Here is a 17,340-nt window from a genome sequence, read left to right as displayed (position 1 = left end):
AACCCATTTCACAGATTCGCCCCCGTCCTAAACGTTACTTGATACGCGGCAACTGTTCCCACTGATGGTATGGTGGCGGCGATGAAAGCTGCCATTCGAGCGTTGTCGCACCCGGACCCCATGGGTTTGCACCTGCTTCTCGCTTCTTCGCAAATGCTTCAAACACATTGTAGAGGAAGATCAGCACGGCAAAGCCGGAAATGTAAGAGCCGTAAGACGACACCATGTTCCAGCCCGCATAGGCATCCGGATAGTCGATATAGCGACGCGGCATACCAGCAAGACCAAGGAAATGCTGCGGGAAAAACACCAGATTAACGCCGACAAACGTCACCCAGAAGTGCAGCTTCGCAGTGAACTCATCGTACATGTAGCCGCTCATCTTCGGGAACCAGTAATACCAGCCTGCAAAGATTGCGAACACAGCACCCAGCGACAGCACGTAATGGAAATGTGCAACCACATAATATGTGTCATGCAAAGCCCGGTCGAGACCAGCATTGGCAAGCTGCACACCCGTCACACCACCAATGGTAAACAGGAAGATGAAGCCAACGGCCCAGAGCATCGGCGCGCGGAAGGTGATGGAGCCACCCCACATCGTCGCGATCCATGAGAAAATCTTGATGCCCGTTGGCACCGCAATCACCATCGTTGCGAACATGAAGTAACGCTGCGTATCGAGTGACAACCCGACCGTATACATGTGATGCGCCCAGACTACAAAGCCGACCACACCAATCGCAACCATCGCATAGGCCATGCCGAGATAACCGAAAATCGGCTTGCGCGAGAAGGTCGAAATGATGTGGCTGACGATACCAAATCCCGGCAGGATCAGAATGTAAACTTCCGGGTGACCGAAGAACCAGAACAGATGCTGGTAGAGAATTGGATCACCGCCACCTTCCGGTGAGAAGAAGGTCGTACCAAAATTGCGGTCTGTCAGCAGCATCGTAATACCGCCTGCAAGAACCGGCAGCGACAACAGAAGCAGGAACGCAGTCACGAGGACAGACCATGCAAAGAGCGGCATCTTGTGCAGCGTCATGCCCGGAGCACGCATATTCAGAATGGTGGTAATGAAGTTGATCGCACCAAGGATCGAAGACACGCCCGCGATATGGAGCGCCAGAATGGCGAAATCGATCGCCGGTCCCGGCTGGCCACTGGTTGAAAGCGGCGGATAAAGCGTCCAGCCACCGCCAACACCCCATGTACCGGGTGAAGCAGGCATAAACAGCGAGATCAACAGCAGCAGCAATGCAGGTGGCAGCAGCCAGAAGGAAATGTTGTTCATGCGTGGGAACGCCATATCCGGCGCGCCGATCATCAGCGGGATCATCCAGTTGGCATAACCACCGATCAATGCAGGCATGACCATGAAGAAGATCATGATCAGCGCATGCATCGAGGTGAACACATTGAACATGTGCTTGCCGGCATCCAGAGCAGCATCGCCCTCAACGCCATAAACCATCGCCGCAAGGCCATGGAAAATCTGAATACCCGGCTCCTGCAACTCGGCGCGCATGGCGATCGACAATGCGCCGCCAATGATGCCCGCCGTGATTGCAAAAATCAGGTAAAGAGTACCGATGTCTTTATGATTGGTCGAGTAAACCCAGCGTACCCAGCCCTTTGGCTTATGGTCGTCGTGGGCTCCATGCTCGTGAGCTGCTGTGCCAGCCATGGAATTCGCTCCCGTTTTTCAACAGTCTTGCGTATCGAAGTCTTAAAGACCCGCCGCAGCTACTTTATCATTTGTATCGCCTTCAAGCTCAGCCTGAAGCGCCTTGTTCGCACCCTGAAGGTCCGACGCTGCGGCCGTGAGCCATGTGTTATATTGCTCGTCCGAGACAACACGCACGGCAATCGGCATGTAAGCGTGATCCTTGCCACATAGTTCCGAACACTGGCCGTAATAAAGGCCTTCTTTGTCAGCCTTGAACCAAGCCTCATTGATGCGACCCGGAATAGCATCCATCTTCACGCCAAAAGCCGGAATTGTCCATGAATGGATAACATCGGCGGCGGTGACCAGAAGACGGACTGTCGTTCCAACCGGCACGACAACTTCATTGTCAACAGTCAGAAGACGCGGATAGATAGCGCGGTTTTCTTTGCCAGCCGCAGCCCGCTCTCCATCCTTTAGGATAAGAGAATCAAAACTGACCGGCGTCTCGGTCTGATACTCATAGCCCCAGTACCACTGATACCCCGTCGCCTTGACGGTCAGCGAAGGATCTTCGGGCGAATATTGCGCCGTCAGGAGCTGGAATGATGGCACCGCCAGAAAAAGCAGTACAATCACCGGACCCACCGTCCAGATGACCTCAATTGCCGTATTGTGGCTGGTCTTGGATGGTTCAGGATTTGCGTTCGCGCGAAACTTGAAAGCGCACCAGAACAGCAAAACCAGCACAAGCAGTGTGATGGGTACGATAAACCAGAGCGTATAACGCTCGAACCAATGAATCTGCTCGGCAATACCCGTAGCAGCAGCTTGAAATGTCATTTCCCACGGACGCGGCTGATCCGCCAGAGCGGCACCGCTTGTCCACAGCAATGCGATAGCACCAACGACGGCGCCCCTCGTTGTGGCAACAAATTTATCCACCAGAACTCTCTCCCTTTTCGCCCTTGCAGGCTTGGACGCCGGACGTTAAGACGGCCGTATCCCCCGTCAGCGTTCAAACCACACCTTACCGCACACCGCAAGCGAGGCGAATATGTTCCTGTGCGGCATTTTTGCGCGCAGCCCTGCGTCAGAGCCCCGCATCCTGCGCGCTTGCTTGAGGTTCTTTGCACGACGAAAACTTGGGAAAACCCACAGAAACCCATAATGAAGCCATGATTTAGCAAGAGGTTTCCGTTACCGTGCCGATCGAAAATGGATATAACTGCCCAAACGCATCTTGGGACGCATCTGGGTGCAAAACCGGCATTGCCTTTGCGATTATGGCCCGGAGGCGACAATAGCTTTTCACGGCCTGCTTCGCACGGTAACGTCACGGTGATTCGATCTGGAGATTTCATGTTTTTCCGTCCATCCGCCCGCTGCTCGATTTTCCCCCGTCTTGCCACCCTTGCAACGAGTGCTGCTCTTGCTGTGGCAGTCGCAACAACGCCATCCCTAGCGCAGGAAAAGCCCGCGCAGCTTCCAGCGCCAACGCAGGCACCGGCAGCACAGCCGCAATCGCCAGCAACACCGCAGCAGAGCGGCACGCTCAAGTCTCAGCATGGTGCGTGGGCAATTCTCTGCGATACCCCAGCGGGTGCCAAGACCGAACAATGCGCGCTTATCCAAAACGTGGTTGCGGCTAAACGCCCAGAACTTGGTCTATCGGTTGTGGTTCTGAAGACAGCCGACAACAAAGCGCGCATCCTGCGCGTTCTCGCCCCACTCGGCGTGCTGCTGCCAAACGGCCTTGGCCTCAATGTCGATGGCAAGGATATCGGTCGCGCTTATTTTGTGCGCTGCTTTGAAGATGGCTGCTATGCAGAGGTCATCCTTGAAGATGAGCTGCTCAAGACGTTTCGCAACGGCAAGTCTGCAACCTTCATCGTCTTCCAAACGCCTGAAGAAGGTGTGGGCATTCCTGTAGATTTAAAGGGATTTGGCGAAGGCTTCGACGCTTTGCCATAAGCTCAAGGTTGTTCTCGACCGATTTAACGCTTACATCCTGTGGCAAACACATGCCGCAGGATTTATTTTATGAAGAGCCTGATCGATAGTTTCGATGCCAACCGCGACGATATAGAACGCCTTGTTTCGCAAAGCCTGAAGGGCAGTGACGATGGCGAGCTGTTCATGGAATATCGGGAGGCGGAAGCACTTGTTTTCGACAATGGACGCCTCAAAACTGGCTCTTTCAATCAGGATCAGGGGTTTGGTCTGCGCGCAGTTTCCGGCGAAGCCATTGGCTATGCCCATGCCGGAGACTTGTCACTTGCAGCGCTCAAGCGCGCTTCCGAGGCCGTTTCAGCCACTTTAACGGGCCACAGCGGCGCCTATGCCGCCGCCCCCGCAGGCACCAACCGCCATCTTTATACCGACGAAAACCCGATCGGCTCGCCAACCTTTGATGCAAAGGTTCAGCTTTTGCAAAAGATAGACGCCTATTTGCGCGCCAAAGACCCCAAAGTGCGGCAGGTTTCTGTTTCCATCGCCGGATCATGGCAGCAGGTGGAAATTCTACGTGCCGATGGCCATTTCGTGCGCGATATTCGCCCGATGGTGCGCCTGAGTGTTTCGGTTGTGGCCGGCAATGGTGACCATCAGGAATCCGGCTCGCACACACTCGGCGGACGCAAAGGCTTTGGCGATTTCATCACCACCGAAAGCTGGCAAGGCGTTGCCGATGAAGCACTGCGTCAGGCGCTCGTCAATCTGGAAGCCATCCCCGCGCCCGCTGGCACTTACGACATTGTGCTTGGCAACGGCTGGCCGGGCGTCATGCTGCATGAAGCGGTCGGTCACGGACTTGAAGGCGACTTCAACCGCAAGAAAACATCTGCCTTTGCAGGTCTGCTCGGTCAGCAGGTTGCATCGAAGGGCGTCACGGTCGTTGATGATGGCACGATTTCCGAGCGTCGCGGCTCGCTGACCATTGATGACGAAGGAACACCGACCAATCGCACGGTGCTGATCGAAGATGGTAAGCTCGTCAATTATATGCAGGACCGTCAAAACGCGCGCCTGATGGGGATGAGTGCTACCGGCAACGGGCGGCGTGAATCCTATGCACACGCCCCTATGCCGCGCATGACCAACACCTATATGCTGTCGGGTGACAAATCACCGGAAGAGATCATCGCTTCCATGAAGAAGGGGATTTATGCCGTCTCTTTTGGTGGCGGACAAGTCGACATCACCTCCGGCAAGTTCGTGTTCGGCTGCACGGAAGCCTATATGATCGAAGACGGCAAGATAGGCGCGCCGATCAAGGGCGCAATGCTGATCGGCAATGGCCCGGATGCGATGCAGCGTATTTCGATGATTGGCAATGACATGAAACTTGATACCGGCTCCGGCAATTGCGGTAAGGGCGGACAATGGGTTCCGGTCGGCGTTGGTCAGCCGCACCTTCGCATGGATCAGGTGACGGTCGGCGGCACGGCGGTTTAAATCCTGCTCATGCAACTGATCAACAAATATCTGCCAGATTATGGTTTCAGCGAAGTGCATGGTTGTGATGTCAGCGCTTCACCGGAAGTCGTCTTGCGGGCAGCCATGAGCTACAAGCCCGAAACAGACGCGTTTTTCCGCAGCATGATTGCATTGCGTGAAATGCCTATGCGCGCGCTTGCACAATTGCGTGGGCGCGAAAAGGCTGTTGCGCCACCTTTTGGCCTGCATGAATTTACACTGCTCGAACATCGGCCCGGCGAAGCACTGGTTTACGGACTCGTGGGGCAATTCTGGAAAACGGATTTCGGCCTCTATAAGATGCAAAGCGCTGACGATTATCTGGCTTTCAAGTTACCCGGCGTTGCAAAGCTTGCACTGGCCTTCACCGTAACCGAACAAGACGGCAAAACGCGCCTTGTCACCGAGACGCGTATTTTTTGCCCGGACCGCGCCAGCCACCGGCGTTTCACACCTTACTGGTATCTGATCCGGCCTGTCAGCGGCATGATACGGAGCCGTATTCTCAACGCAATCAGGCGTGCCAGCGAAACAGCAATTTGATAAAGGCCATCATATTGCAATCCAAAGCGTATAAAGTGCAAACTCATTCAGGATTGTGTGACGGAGGAGACGATGCCTGAAACGCCATATGACTGGAGCGGGAAACAGCCTGAGAAGCGCTCACGCCAGAAGCGCATGATGGTGATTGCGGCGGCGAGCATGATCGCCCTGCTTTTCACGCTGGCCGTGGTGGATGCGATCCTCATTCTGCTTGATTGAAATTATCATTCCGTGCAATTTTTATTGCGATCAAGCACTCAGCCCATCGGTAACCGTGATCACCGTTCTGCTCACCAATCCTGATTGTCGGATGCGAGCCACAGAGCGGTTTTTGCAATGTCGTTCCGCCCGTCCCATAGGTGTTATGGCGGCAATCCTATAGGTCGATCAGGATTGCCGCCCTGTGCGCGATTGAGCGTATTGGTCGTGCGAGCCCGAATAGCATTCACCCGTATGCCTTCCGGTGTCCGCTCTCTGCCTGCTTTCAGATTTCCGGGTTTTCCTCCAAAAGCCCTTCGACAAAATCAAAAAGGCCCGGACGGCGATCGCGGCGCAGACGCTCGGCAACGATAATCCCTTTGATGCCGGAATAGGAGCGCTCAAGGTCTTCATTGATGACGATATAGTCGTATTTCACCCATTTCTGGATTTCAAAACGCGCATTCTGCAAACGGGTTTCGATCACATCAGCGGCATCTTCCGCCCGGCGGTTAAGACGGTTCTGCAATTCGCGCATCGTGGGCGGCAGAATGAAGATCGACACCACATCGGCAGGCATTTTGGCCTGCAATTGCTCGGCCCCCTGCCAGTCGATGTCAAACAGCATGTCCTGGCCGTCCGCAAGCGCTTCCTCAGCGGTCTGGCGCAATGTTCCGTAGAAATTGCCGTGCACTTCCGCCCATTCGATCAACTCGTCATTATCACGCAGCCGTTCAAATTCACGCTTGGTGATGAAATGATAATGGACGCCGTTGATTTCGCTCTGACGACGCTCACGTGTGGTGACGGAGATCGATAGCGACAGTTTCATATCCGGATCACTGAGCAGCTGCCGCGCGATTGTGGATTTTCCCGCGCCCGATGGCGACGAAATCACCACCATCAAGCCTCTGCGTGCAATGCCATATTCGACCGAAGAGATGGCCATTTTCCGTTACTCCAGATTCTGTACCTGTTCGCGAAACTGATCGACAACCGCTTTCAGCTCAAGGCCGATTGCCGTGATCGACGCTGCATTCGATTTTGAGCAAAGCGTATTGGCTTCGCGATTAAATTCCTGTGAAAGAAAGTCAAGCTTGCGCCCGATTGGGCCACCGTCAGCAAGTAGCTTGCGCGCAGACGCCACATGGGTTTCAAGCCGGTCCAGCTCTTCCTGAATATCTGCCTTTGTCGCCAGAAAAGCCGCTTCCTGATAAAGCCGCGCGTCATCAAAATCGCGTCCGGTTTCCATCAGCAAAGCCACTTGATTGTTCAGCTTTGTACGAATGGCTTCTATGCTGCGGGAAGGATCATTGCGTGCTTCCTGCGTCAGTCGTTCAATCGTATCGACATGCCCGGATAAAATAGTGAAAAGCGACTGTCCCTCATGCGTGCGCGCTTCGGCAATCGCTTTCAGCGCCCCCTCAAAAGCCGCGACGACCGCGGCCTCAAGGCCTGCACGGGCATTTTCGTCATCGCTGAACTGTGCCTGATCGATAATACCGCGCAGTGACAGAATGCCATCAACGCTTGCAGGCTGAAGTCCATGGCGGGCCTGTAGTTCCGCACCAAGTTTCAGCACCTCATCAAGCATCGCTTTATTGATGGTGAAGCCTGCCTGCGCTTCTGCGCGCTCAACCGCGAGACTGGCCTGAAAGTTACCGCGTGAAAAATAGCGCGCCAGAAGCGAGCGCACGGCGTGTTCAGCGCTTTCCAGCCCCTGTGGCAGACGCAGCCGCAGATCCAGTCCCTTGCCATTGACCGAGCGAACTTCCCAAACGATGCGCGCTTCATTATCCGCTGCGCCATATTGCATCGCGTGGCGCGCAAACCCCGTCATACTCTGAAGCGCCATATGCTCTTTCCCTCAATGCGAAATAAAACCGCCCATTACTGGGCGGTGTTTTGCTGCTGTAGCTGGTTCTTTTCCTGTTCAACCGCACGCCATTTGCGCACATTGGCGTTATGTTCGGCCAAGGTCTTGGAAAAGACATGACCGCCTGTCCCATCCGCCACGAAATAGAGGTCTTCCGTATCCAGCGGATTGGCCACAGCTTCAAGCGCTGCACGACCCGGATTGGCAATGGGTGTCGGCGGAAGTCCATTGATAATATAAGTATTATATGGCGTTGGCTTTTCGAGGTCCGACTTGAAGATCGGGCGATCGGATGGCTTACCTGCACCGCCAAACAATCCATAGATGATCGTCGGATCGGACTGGATGCGCATGCCCTTGTTCAAACGATTGACAAAGACCGAAGCCACATGCGGGCGCTCCGAAGCAATGCCCGTTTCTTTTTCAACAATCGAAGCAAGCGTCACGAACTCATTCTTGTCCTTGATCGGCAGATCAGGGCGACGCTTCTCCCACGTTTCATCAATCAGCTTCTGCTGCGATGCAATCATGCGGTTGATGATTTCTTCGCGCGTTGTACCGCGTGTGAAATTAAGCGTATCGGTAAAAAGCCCGCCTTCCGGCGGCATTTCTTTTGGCATGTCGCCAACCAATATTGGATCTGCCGAAATACGATCGAAGACCTGCTTGACCGTCAGACCTTCCGGGATTGTCAGCGGATACATGATCGACTTGCCACTGATGAGAATATTCATCACATCGCGCATCGTCGCACCGGCTGGGATGGCATATTCGCCAGCTTTCAGATCATTTTCATGACCGTAAGCGCGCATACCATAACGGAAAATACGGGCATCACTGACGATTTCGCGGTTTTCGAGGCTGTTGGAAACTTCCGACACACCGGCACCACGCTTCACGAGGAAGGTGGTTTCCGCGGTCAGAGGACCAGCAGCGTCAAACTGAAGCTTGCCAAAATAGAACAACGCCGAGGCGCCAAGCAGAAGCAGCACCAGCAGCGACAACATGAAATTCATGAAGACGACGATCTGGCTACGCGCATGACGCGACCGCTTACGCGGCGGCGGCGTACCCGGTTCCGGGCGGAGAGCCTCTGAAGCCGACTTTGGCACGAAAGGCTTGGATGCCGCGGCCTGTTCAGGTGTTGCGGTAGCCTGTGGCTGCTGCTCAGCAGGACCGGCTCCGGGCTTTTCTTCTGAACTCACTCCATCACCTCGTCCTGAACCTCATATGAAACGGCACACAAATCAAACAAATTCTGTCAGATCACACTAACGCAATTAGCAGGTTTAAACATCGCATCGGGTTATATTTTGGCAAAAACGCGGAGAAATCCCCGCGTTTTTGAATAAATCGTCATTTCTTAGTGGTCTACTCAAGAGTAACGGCGCAGAACCAACGAAGCGTTTGTGCCACCAAAGCCGAACGAATTCGACAAAGCCACATCGATTTTGCGTTCGCGCGCTTTGTGCGGAACCAGATCAATTTTGGTTTCGACCGCCGGATTGTCCAGATTAAGCGTTGGTGGCGCAATGTTGTCGCGAATTGCCAGCGTTGAGAAGATCGCTTCTGCAGCGCCAGCAGCACCAAGCAGATGGCCGATTGCGGATTTTGTCGAAGACATGGAAATCTTCGAAGCCGCATCACCGACGACGCGTTCAACGGCACCCAGTTCGATTGTATCGGCCATGGTCGACGTGCCATGTGCATTGATGTAATCAACCTGATCAGGAGCAATGTCTGCGCGCTTCAGTGCCGCAACCATGCAGCGCTCTGCACCTTCGCCGCTCTCGGTAGGAGCCGTGATGTGATAAGCGTCACCCGAAAGGCCATAGCCAACCACTTCGGCGTAAATCTTTGCACCGCGTGCAAGAGCATGGTCCAGCTCTTCGAGAACCACAACGCCTGCACCCTCACCCATGACGAAACCATCGCGGTCACTGTCATAAGGACGCGAAGCTGCGGTCGGATCGTCATTGCGCTTGGTGGACAGCGCCTTGCATGCGGCAAAACCTGCCAGCGAAATGCGGCTAACCGGCGATTCCGTACCACCGGCAACCATCACATCTGCATCGCCAAAAGCGATCAGACGCGCTGCGTCGCCAATAGCATGAGTTCCGGTTGCGCACGCCGTTACCACGGAATGGTTGGGGCCGCGCAGTCCGTGTTTGATGGAAACATGGCCGGAAGCCAGATTGATCAGACGACCGGGAATGAAGAAAGGCGAAATACGGCGGGGGCCTTTGTCGCGCAGCGTATAGCCAGCTTCAACAATGCCCTCAATACCACCAATACCGGAACCAATCAGAACGCCGGTGCGAATCTGATCTTCGTCGCTTTCCGGATGCCAGTTTGCATCGTCCAATGCCTGATCGGCAGCGCCGACCGCATAAACGATGAACGGATCAACCTTGCGCTGTTCCTTTTGTTCCATATGGAGGTCGGGATTGAAGGTGCCATTGGTGCCATCGCCAACCGGAATACGGCAGGCGATCTGGCAGGCCAGATCATCAACTTCAAACTCTGTGATGCGGCGAGCACCGCTTTCACCGGCAACAAGACGTTTCCAGGTCTCTTCGACACCGCTTGCCAGCGGCGACACCAAACCAAGACCGGTGATGACGACACGCCTCATATCCACCCCTTAAATTTGATAAATTTCATCGGAGCCATCCCGCAGGCGAAAATGCCTCATACGGACGATGCTCACTTAAATATCGAACTGCATATGAAACGACCGCATCGGGCCATTTCCAGCAATCGTCCTTCGCTTTTTCCGGGCACAGGGCTTAAACGCCTGACCAGAAGACAAGCAGGGCCGGGATTCGGAAGAATCCCAGCCCTTAAGCTCAGATTAGGCAGAAGCCTTATCGATGAACTTTACAGCGTCGCCGACCGTGAGGATCGTTTCTGCTGCGTCATCAGGAATTTCAACGCCGAATTCTTCTTCGAAAGCCATGACCAGCTCGACGGTGTCGAGGCTGTCTGCACCAAGATCATCGATGAAGCTTGCACCTTCGGTGACCTTGTCGGCATCTACACCCAGATGCTCAACAACGATTTTCTTGACGCGCTCTGCGGTATCGCTCATGTCGGAACCTCGACCTGTTTGTTTACTTGCTCTGCCTTGGTTAGCGGCATGCATGATTGTAATCAAGTTATAAGATGCCTGCCAAGTTTAGAGTACACTTCCTTTGACAGACATCCTGTGGATATTCCTTGCGGAACAGGATTACGGCATCTCTCTATCGAAACACCGGAACTCTCGTCGGGCGCATTACCATGCTTCTTGAGCGAGGCAAAGCGCATTTTGGTTTTCACCATCCGACTTTAAGACTTTTTATACCGTAAAATATTGATTGAACAGCCTGTAAAAGACCATCAAATCATAGCCATGCCGCCATTGATATGCAGCGTCTGACCAGTCACGTATGCGGCTTCGTCGCTTGCCAGATAAACAACCGCAGCAGCAATATCACCACCAACGCCCATACGCTTCATGGGGATACTGCCCATGATTGCTTCCTTCTGCTTCTCGTTCAGCTTGTCGGTCATTGCCGATTCGATGAAGCCCGGAGCAATGCAGTTCACCGTGACATTACGGCTTGCGATTTCCTGCGCCAGCGACTTCGAAAAGCCGATCAGACCAGCCTTGGATGCGCAATAATTTGCCTGACCCGGATTGCCAGTCACACCGACAATCGACGTAATATTGATGATACGGCCATTGCGGCGGCGCATCATCGGATGGGTCAATTCGCGCGTCAAATTGAACACAGACGTCAGATTGACATTGAGCACCGCATCCCAGTCTTCGTCGCTCATACGCACAAAAAGGCCATCACGGGTGATGCCGGCATTGTTGACGAGAATGTCGACGCCGCCCATTTCTTCCTCAGCCTTCTGACCAAGTGCCTTGACGGCTTCGCGGTCGGAAAGGTTGGCAGGAAAAATGAAAGTGCGCTCGCCGAGATCGGCAGCCAGTTCTTTGAGCTTTTCTTCGCGTGTGCCATGCAGGCCGACGATTGCGCCCTGTGCATGAAGTGCACGGGCAATCGCTTCACCTAAGCCTCCGGTCGCACCGGTTACAAGAGCCTTGCGGCCAGTCAGATCAAACATCTCAGATCCTTTAGCTATTCAATGCAGCAAGCGCCGCAGCTATTTCTTCAGCCGAACCAACGGTTACGCCGCTCACATCTTTGGAAATGCGGCGCGCAAGACCCGTCAGGACTTTGCCTGAACCTACTTCATAAAGCGTCGTGACGCCATTGCCTGCAAACCATTCGACAGTTTCGCGCCAGCGCACCTGGCCTGTGACCTGTTCAACCAGCAAATCGGCAATCTCATTGGCATCCGTCACAGGTGCCGCGCGCACATTGGCAATGAGCGGTACAACCGGATTGTGCTTTTCAACTTGTGCCAGCGCTTCGCGCATGGCGTCGGCAGCAGGAGCCATCAGTGTCGAATGGAACGGTGCAGAGACAGGCAGCATGATTGCACGCTTGGCACCTTTTTCGGAGGCAAGCGAAGCTGCAAGTTCTACAGCAGCCTTGGCGCCTGAAATCACAAGCTGACCGCCGCCATTGTCATTTGCGATCTGGACCGGGCCAGAAGCTTTGGCTTCCGCGCAGATGGATTCAACATCGCTGTGCTCAAGACCGATAATGGCGGCCATTGCGCCTTCACCAACCGGAACAGCCTTTTGCATCGCATTGCCACGAATGCGCAACAGACGCGCGGTATCGGCGAGCGAAAAAGTACCGGCAGCACAAAGGGCTGAATATTCGCCAAGCGAATGGCCGGCAACATAGGCAACCTTGTCTTTCAACGAAAAGCCCTGCGCTTCCATGACGCGCAGCGTCGCAATGGAAACCGCCATCAAGGCCGGCTGCGCATTGGCGGTCAGAGTGAGCACATCTTCCGGGCCTTCGAACATCGTGGCGGAAAGCTTTTCACCCAGAGCCGCGTCCACCTCCTCGAAAACAGCGCGCGCTTCAGCGAACTGCTCGGCCAAAGCTTTGCCCATGCCAACTGCCTGGCTACCCTGCCCCGGAAAGGTGAATGCTACCGCCATGAATGCCTCACTTTAATACAACAATTTTGCGCGATGTGCCCCATCACAGGGCGAAAAGTCAAGTATTTGTGGTTTTTTACGATCCCCAACGCTTGCAAAGCAGGGGAAAAGCACGTATTGAGCGCCCGTTCGTTGCTGGCATTAGCTGGGGGCTGAACGGAGGAGCGTGCAGTTCTTCAACACTTTGTTGAATTGTCCGTGGAAGTCGTAAGCGCTTCTGCCTCCCGTGTCTCCGCTCTCGATTGTCTTTACCCAAGCGTCCTTTCTTCTCCGGTTTTCCGGCAAAAGAGAAGTCGCAGAGGCTTAGCCGTTAGTGTCAGCGAAATGAAACAGAAGAAAGGCAAAGCCAATGGCTCTTTATGAACATGTGCTTCTTGCCCGCCAGGACATTTCCCAGCAGCAGGTCGACGCTCTCGTCGAACAGTACAAGGGTGTCCTCGAAGCTAATGGCGGCAAGGTCGGTAAGGTTGAAAACTGGGGTCTTCGTCCCCTCACCTACCGCATCAAGAAGAATCGCAAGGCGTATTACACGCTCGTAAACATTGATGCACCGGCAGCAGCCGTTGCTGAAATGGAACGCCAGATGCGTATCAACGAAGACGTTCTTCGTTTCATGACCATCCGCGTTGAAGAACACGAAGAAGGCCAGTCGGCTATGCTTTCGCGCCGCGACGAACGTCGTGACCGCGATGGTGATGACCGCGGCCCACGCCGTCCACGTGAAGGCGGTTTCGACCGTGGTGATCGCGGTGATCGTGGCCCACGTCGTCCACGTGACAACGAAGCTGGCGAAGGAGCATAATCATGGTTGATATCAATCAGATCCCAACCCGTCGTCCCTTCCATCGTCGTCGCAAGACCTGCCCTTTTACAGGTCCAAATGCACCGAAGATCGACTACAAGGACATCAAGCTCCTGCAGCGTTATATTTCGGAACGCGGCAAAATCGTTCCTTCGCGTATTACGGCTGTCAGCCAGAAGAAGCAGCGTGAACTCGCCAAGGCGATCAAGCGCGCTCGTTTCCTCGGCCTGCTTCCATACGTTGTTAAGTAAGGTCTGAGTGAAGTAAGACTTTTGGGGAGGCGATTCTTCGCCTCCCGATTCTTCCCGGATACGATGGGCGTAACCGGAGTACGAAAATCCCAAGTTGGGGCTATCGCGTGGAAACGCCGCCTCTAACTGCAAAACCGGGAAAGCCGGAGCAGGACAGCGAATTTATGAAGTTCAATGGAACCATCATTGGAGTCGGCATATTGGCGGGGCTTGCCTCGGCACTGATGTCGTCTGGCGTCATCGCCCAGTCGGGTATGGCGGTGGTTCTCTATTTCCTGACACCGCTACCGATTTTTGTTGCTGCACTGGGCTGGGGTTCGAGCGCGGGGATTATCGCTGCTGCTTGCGCCACCCTTGCTGTTGGTGTCGTTGCAGCACCTTTAGCAGCGCTGCTTATGGCTCTGACAAGCTATGCGCCAGCGGCGATCGCTGCTTATCTTTCAGGCCTTGCCCGCCCTGCCTCCGAACTCGGCGGCCCGAAGGATTTGATGGTCTGGTATCCGCTGTCGGACATCGTTTTCCGTCTCGCGCTGATGGTTGCTGCAAGCTTCATCATCATCGGTTTTATTCTTGGCTTCGGACCAGATTTGGCACGAGAATTCGCCAACACCTTGATCGACAGCCTCGCAGCCGCTGACCCACAATTCACGCCAAGCGACGAGATGCGCCAGAATGTCAGTGCGCTTTTGATGGTAGCACTGCCAGCAGTTCAGCCTGCAGCATGCCTGGCTATTCTCGTCGGCAATCTTTATCTGGCTCTGCGGCTGACCGCCCTTTCGGGCCGGCTGCGCCGTCCGCGTGATGACTGGCCCGCAACCATGCGGATGCCACGCCCAGCGCTTTTGGTTTTTGCGGTCGCACTTGCTGTTGCATTCTTGCCGGGCCCTGCCGGTCTCATTGCGACGGTGGTTGCGGGTGCACTGAGCTTCGGTTTCATGATTGCAGGTCTTGCGACCTTCCATCAGCGCACGCGTGGCAAGGCATGGCGCCCGGTCGCGCTCTGGCTCATCTATGTCGCGATCATACTCTTCGCATTCCTGCTTGTCGTCTTCATGGTTTTCGGCCTTTTCGATACATCGCGCGGCGCACCAATTTCGAAAATTCCGAACACAGACAACCAATAAATCCAAATTTAAATCTCGAAAGGAAACTCAAATGGACGTTATTCTTCTGGAACGCATCGCTCGCCTCGGTCAGATGGGCGACACTGTCAAGGTTAAGGACGGCTTTGCCCGTAACTTCCTTCTGCCACAGGGCAAGGCTCTTCGTGCCAACGAAGCCAACCTCAAGAAGTTCGAAGGCCAGCGCGCACAGCTCGAAGCTCAGAACCTTGAGCGCAAGACAGAAGCTGAAGCCGTTGCAACCAAGCTTGATGGCGAATCCTTCATCGTTGTTCGTTCGGCTGGTGAAACCGGTCAGCTCTACGGCTCGGTTTCGACCCGTGACATCGCTGACATCATCACTGCAAATGGCTTCAACCTGCACCGCAACCAGGTTGAACTGAAGCATCCAATCAAGGCCATTGGCGTGCATGAAATCGTCATCTCGCTGCATCCTGAAGTCGAAGTTACGGTTTCCGTAAACATCGCTCGTTCAACTGAAGAAGCTGAACGTCAGGCAAAGGGTGAAGACCTGACTTCGATCGAAGCCATCTACGGCATCGAAGAAGCTCCTCTTGCTGAAGAATTCTTCGACGAAGACGAAGAAGCAGAAGATCAGGCTTAATTTAGCCATCAATTGAGTTGTGCGTGCCTGCTTTTATTGCAGGCATTCCCACAATGGTAAACTTTATATGATCATGCCCGGCGGTCTCCGTCGGGCATTTTCTCTTTTCAGATCAGAAAATTTGCCTATTCTTCATATTAGATTGTGATTGGAGAGGGTGCTGACGGAAACGTTCGTGCTTGCTCAGGCTATAAGCCAGAGGCCAATTGACCGAAGGGGAATTGCCTGAAATCTGATGACAGCGCGGCGCATAATTCAGGGAACACGCCGCTCTGCCATGCAACCGTACGAATGTTTGCACTTGCTCCAATCATGCATCGACCCAAAATCGGAATCGATTTTGGAAAACACGATGCGAACCTGAAGATTAGAGCGTCTCTTGCGCGTCCTGTGGACGCAAGGCGCTCTGAGGAGGGAGATGGGGCCTATGCATGCAATGCTGCGAACAGTTTTAGTGCATATGATCAAAGTGGGTGATCTGTCGGTCACCGATTCTGATGGGAATGTTTTTCAATATGGGGACAAGACCGGGGAACCGGTTCACATGCGTTTTAATACGCGTCGTGCCGAACGCGCGGTGGCGTTTGATCCTGAGTTAAAACTAGCCGAATGTTTCATGGATGGCGAAATCGATTTTATTAATGGCGACATCTATAATCTGCTCAAGATCGTCTTCGAAAACACAGGGCCTACGGCTGCGACCGAGCCATGGATGAAAGCCGTCGGCAAAATTCGGGTGCTGTTGCGCCGCTTCCAGCAAATGAATACCATTGCGCGCTCATCCAGCAATATCAAAAGCCATTATGATCTTTCAGGCGCGCTTTACGATCTCTTTCTTGATCCGGACAAGCAATATTCCTGCGCCTATTTCGAAACGCCCAATGCGACACTGGCTGAAGCCCAACTCGCGAAGAAACGCCATATTGCAGCGAAACTTCTCGCCAATGAAGGCGATAAGATATTGGATATTGGTTGTGGCTGGGGTGGTATGGGGCTTTATCTCGCCCGTTATCTCAAAGCCAATGTGACCGGTGTCACGCTTTCAGAAGAACAGCACGCTATTGCCAATAGACGCGCCGCCGAGGAAGATCTCACGGACCGCGCAAAGTTTCAGCTTACCGACTATCGCAACATTGATGATCAGTTTGACCGGCTGGTGTCAGTTGGCATGTTTGAACACGTGGGTGTTGGTCACTTTGCGGAATATTTCCAGCATGCCGCGCGGCTGTTGAAACCGGATGGTGTTTTTCTGCTCCACGCTATAGGCCGCGCAGACGGTCCCGGTGCAACCAATCCATTCATCCGCAAATATATTTTCCCCGGTGGCTATATCCCTGCCCTTTCAGAAGTCCTCCCGCATATCGAAAGGGCGGGACTTTATGTGACTGACATTGAGATCCTACGGCTTCATTATGCGGAAACGCTCAAAGAATGGCGCTATGCTTTTATGGCTCGCCGCGAGGAAGCCAAGGCGCTGTATGACGAGCGCTTCTGCCGTATGTGGGAGTTTTATCTTGCTGCTTCTGAAAGTGCGTTCCGTTGGCAGAATATGATGGTGTTCCACATTCAAATTGCGCACAAGCAGGAAGCTGTTCCGCTCACACGCAATTACATTGAGGCAGAGGAAAAGCGCTTAAAAAGGCTCGATAGCGCGCCCAAAGGCGCCAACAGCGAAACACAAATGCCAAAAAAGCGCGTGAAAGCATAAAAAGACAAGCT

Annotated in this window: 18 protein-coding genes; 9 read left to right on the top strand and 9 right to left on the bottom strand. The window is 54.0% G+C overall.

The window, feature by feature from the left end; translation table 11 throughout:
* Window positions 1–34: 34 nt before the first annotated feature.
* Both ctaD and coxB read right to left on the bottom strand, forming a co-directional pair.
* Window positions 35–1,693, bottom strand: coding sequence for a cytochrome c oxidase subunit I (gene ctaD, locus ABE527_RS03685; RefSeq protein ID WP_265983107.1), 1,659 nt, complete (start codon window positions 1,691–1,693; stop codon window positions 35–37).
* A 42-nt stretch (window positions 1,694–1,735) separates the two neighbouring features.
* Window positions 1,736–2,620, bottom strand: a complete 885-nt coding sequence (gene coxB, locus ABE527_RS03680) for a cytochrome c oxidase subunit II (protein WP_265983106.1) — start codon at window positions 2,618–2,620, stop codon at window positions 1,736–1,738.
* Window positions 2,621–3,037: 417 nt separating this feature from the next.
* Here coxB and ABE527_RS03675 point away from each other — a divergent pair, with 417 nt between their 5' ends.
* The 4 genes from ABE527_RS03675 to ABE527_RS03660 all read left to right on the top strand — a co-directional run bounded on the left by ABE527_RS03675 (window position 3,038) and on the right by ABE527_RS03660 (window position 5,914).
* On the top strand, window positions 3,038–3,649 hold the full coding sequence (locus tag ABE527_RS03675; protein WP_499696162.1) for an invasion associated locus B family protein: 612 nt from the start codon (window positions 3,038–3,040) through the stop codon (window positions 3,647–3,649).
* A gap of 69 nt (window positions 3,650–3,718) precedes the next feature.
* The gene (tldD, locus tag ABE527_RS03670) at window positions 3,719–5,131 is read left to right on the top strand and encodes a metalloprotease TldD (protein WP_499696161.1); all 1,413 of its coding nucleotides are present in this window, start codon (window positions 3,719–3,721) and stop codon (window positions 5,129–5,131) included.
* Window positions 5,132–5,140: 9 nt separating this feature from the next.
* A complete protein-coding gene (locus ABE527_RS03665) occupies window positions 5,141–5,695 on the top strand; it encodes a hypothetical protein (RefSeq protein ID WP_499696160.1) in 555 nt (184 codons plus the stop codon).
* 72 nt (window positions 5,696–5,767) lie between these two features.
* Window positions 5,768–5,914 carry a hypothetical protein gene (locus ABE527_RS03660; RefSeq protein WP_499693496.1) on the top strand — a complete coding sequence of 49 codons (147 nt, stop codon included), beginning with the start codon at window positions 5,768–5,770 and terminating at the stop codon, window positions 5,912–5,914.
* A 265-nt stretch (window positions 5,915–6,179) separates the two neighbouring features.
* Here ABE527_RS03660 and gmk read toward each other — a convergent pair whose 3' ends face one another.
* The 7 genes from gmk to fabD all read right to left on the bottom strand — a co-directional run bounded on the left by gmk (window position 6,180) and on the right by fabD (window position 12,843).
* Window positions 6,180–6,842: a guanylate kinase gene (gmk, locus tag ABE527_RS03655; protein WP_265983101.1), complete on the bottom strand. Its 663-nt coding sequence runs from the start codon at window positions 6,840–6,842 to the stop codon at window positions 6,180–6,182.
* A gap of 6 nt (window positions 6,843–6,848) precedes the next feature.
* On the bottom strand, window positions 6,849–7,748 hold the full coding sequence (locus ABE527_RS03650; RefSeq protein ID WP_499696159.1) for a YicC/YloC family endoribonuclease: 900 nt from the start codon (window positions 7,746–7,748) through the stop codon (window positions 6,849–6,851).
* Between the two features lie 35 nt (window positions 7,749–7,783).
* Entirely contained in the window at window positions 7,784–8,974 is a 1,191-nt protein-coding gene (mltG, locus tag ABE527_RS03645) for an endolytic transglycosylase MltG (protein ID WP_265983099.1), read from the bottom strand.
* A gap of 170 nt (window positions 8,975–9,144) precedes the next feature.
* A complete protein-coding gene (fabF, locus tag ABE527_RS03640; protein WP_265983098.1) occupies window positions 9,145–10,404 on the bottom strand; it encodes a beta-ketoacyl-ACP synthase II in 1,260 nt (419 codons plus the stop codon).
* 219 nt (window positions 10,405–10,623) lie between these two features.
* Entirely contained in the window at window positions 10,624–10,860 is a 237-nt protein-coding gene (locus ABE527_RS03635; RefSeq protein WP_002963616.1) for an acyl carrier protein, read from the bottom strand.
* A 290-nt stretch (window positions 10,861–11,150) separates the two neighbouring features.
* A complete protein-coding gene (fabG, locus tag ABE527_RS03630) occupies window positions 11,151–11,888 on the bottom strand; it encodes a 3-oxoacyl-[acyl-carrier-protein] reductase (RefSeq protein ID WP_499696158.1) in 738 nt (245 codons plus the stop codon).
* Window positions 11,889–11,898: 10 nt separating this feature from the next.
* On the bottom strand, window positions 11,899–12,843 hold the full coding sequence (fabD, locus tag ABE527_RS03625) for an ACP S-malonyltransferase (RefSeq protein ID WP_499696157.1): 945 nt from the start codon (window positions 12,841–12,843) through the stop codon (window positions 11,899–11,901).
* A gap of 349 nt (window positions 12,844–13,192) precedes the next feature.
* Here fabD and rpsF point away from each other — a divergent pair, with 349 nt between their 5' ends.
* The 5 genes from rpsF (at window position 13,193) to ABE527_RS03600 (ending at window position 17,329) form a co-directional block, all read left to right on the top strand.
* Window positions 13,193–13,645 (top strand): 30S ribosomal protein S6, encoded by a 453-nt coding sequence (gene rpsF / locus ABE527_RS03620; protein ID WP_265983095.1) that lies wholly within the window; start codon window positions 13,193–13,195, stop codon window positions 13,643–13,645.
* Between the two features lie 2 nt (window positions 13,646–13,647).
* Window positions 13,648–13,896: a 30S ribosomal protein S18 gene (gene rpsR, locus ABE527_RS03615; protein ID WP_022712184.1), complete on the top strand. Its 249-nt coding sequence runs from the start codon at window positions 13,648–13,650 to the stop codon at window positions 13,894–13,896.
* A gap of 164 nt (window positions 13,897–14,060) precedes the next feature.
* Window positions 14,061–15,020, top strand: coding sequence for a DUF2232 domain-containing protein (locus ABE527_RS03610; protein WP_499696323.1), 960 nt, complete (start codon window positions 14,061–14,063; stop codon window positions 15,018–15,020).
* 31 nt (window positions 15,021–15,051) lie between these two features.
* The gene (gene rplI, locus ABE527_RS03605; protein ID WP_265983094.1) at window positions 15,052–15,621 is read left to right on the top strand and encodes a 50S ribosomal protein L9; all 570 of its coding nucleotides are present in this window, start codon (window positions 15,052–15,054) and stop codon (window positions 15,619–15,621) included.
* Between the two features lie 427 nt (window positions 15,622–16,048).
* Window positions 16,049–17,329 (top strand): cyclopropane fatty acid synthase, encoded by a 1,281-nt coding sequence (locus ABE527_RS03600; protein ID WP_499696156.1) that lies wholly within the window; start codon window positions 16,049–16,051, stop codon window positions 17,327–17,329.
* Window positions 17,330–17,340: the final 11 nt, after the last annotated feature.

Source organism: Brucella sp. TWI432 (assembly GCF_039674445.1).
In the GTDB taxonomy this organism is placed as follows: Bacteria; Pseudomonadota; Alphaproteobacteria; order Rhizobiales; family Rhizobiaceae; genus Brucella; species Brucella chromiisoli.
Note: the sequence above shows the minus strand (reverse complement) of the source record. Positions and strands in the feature narration are given on the sequence as shown.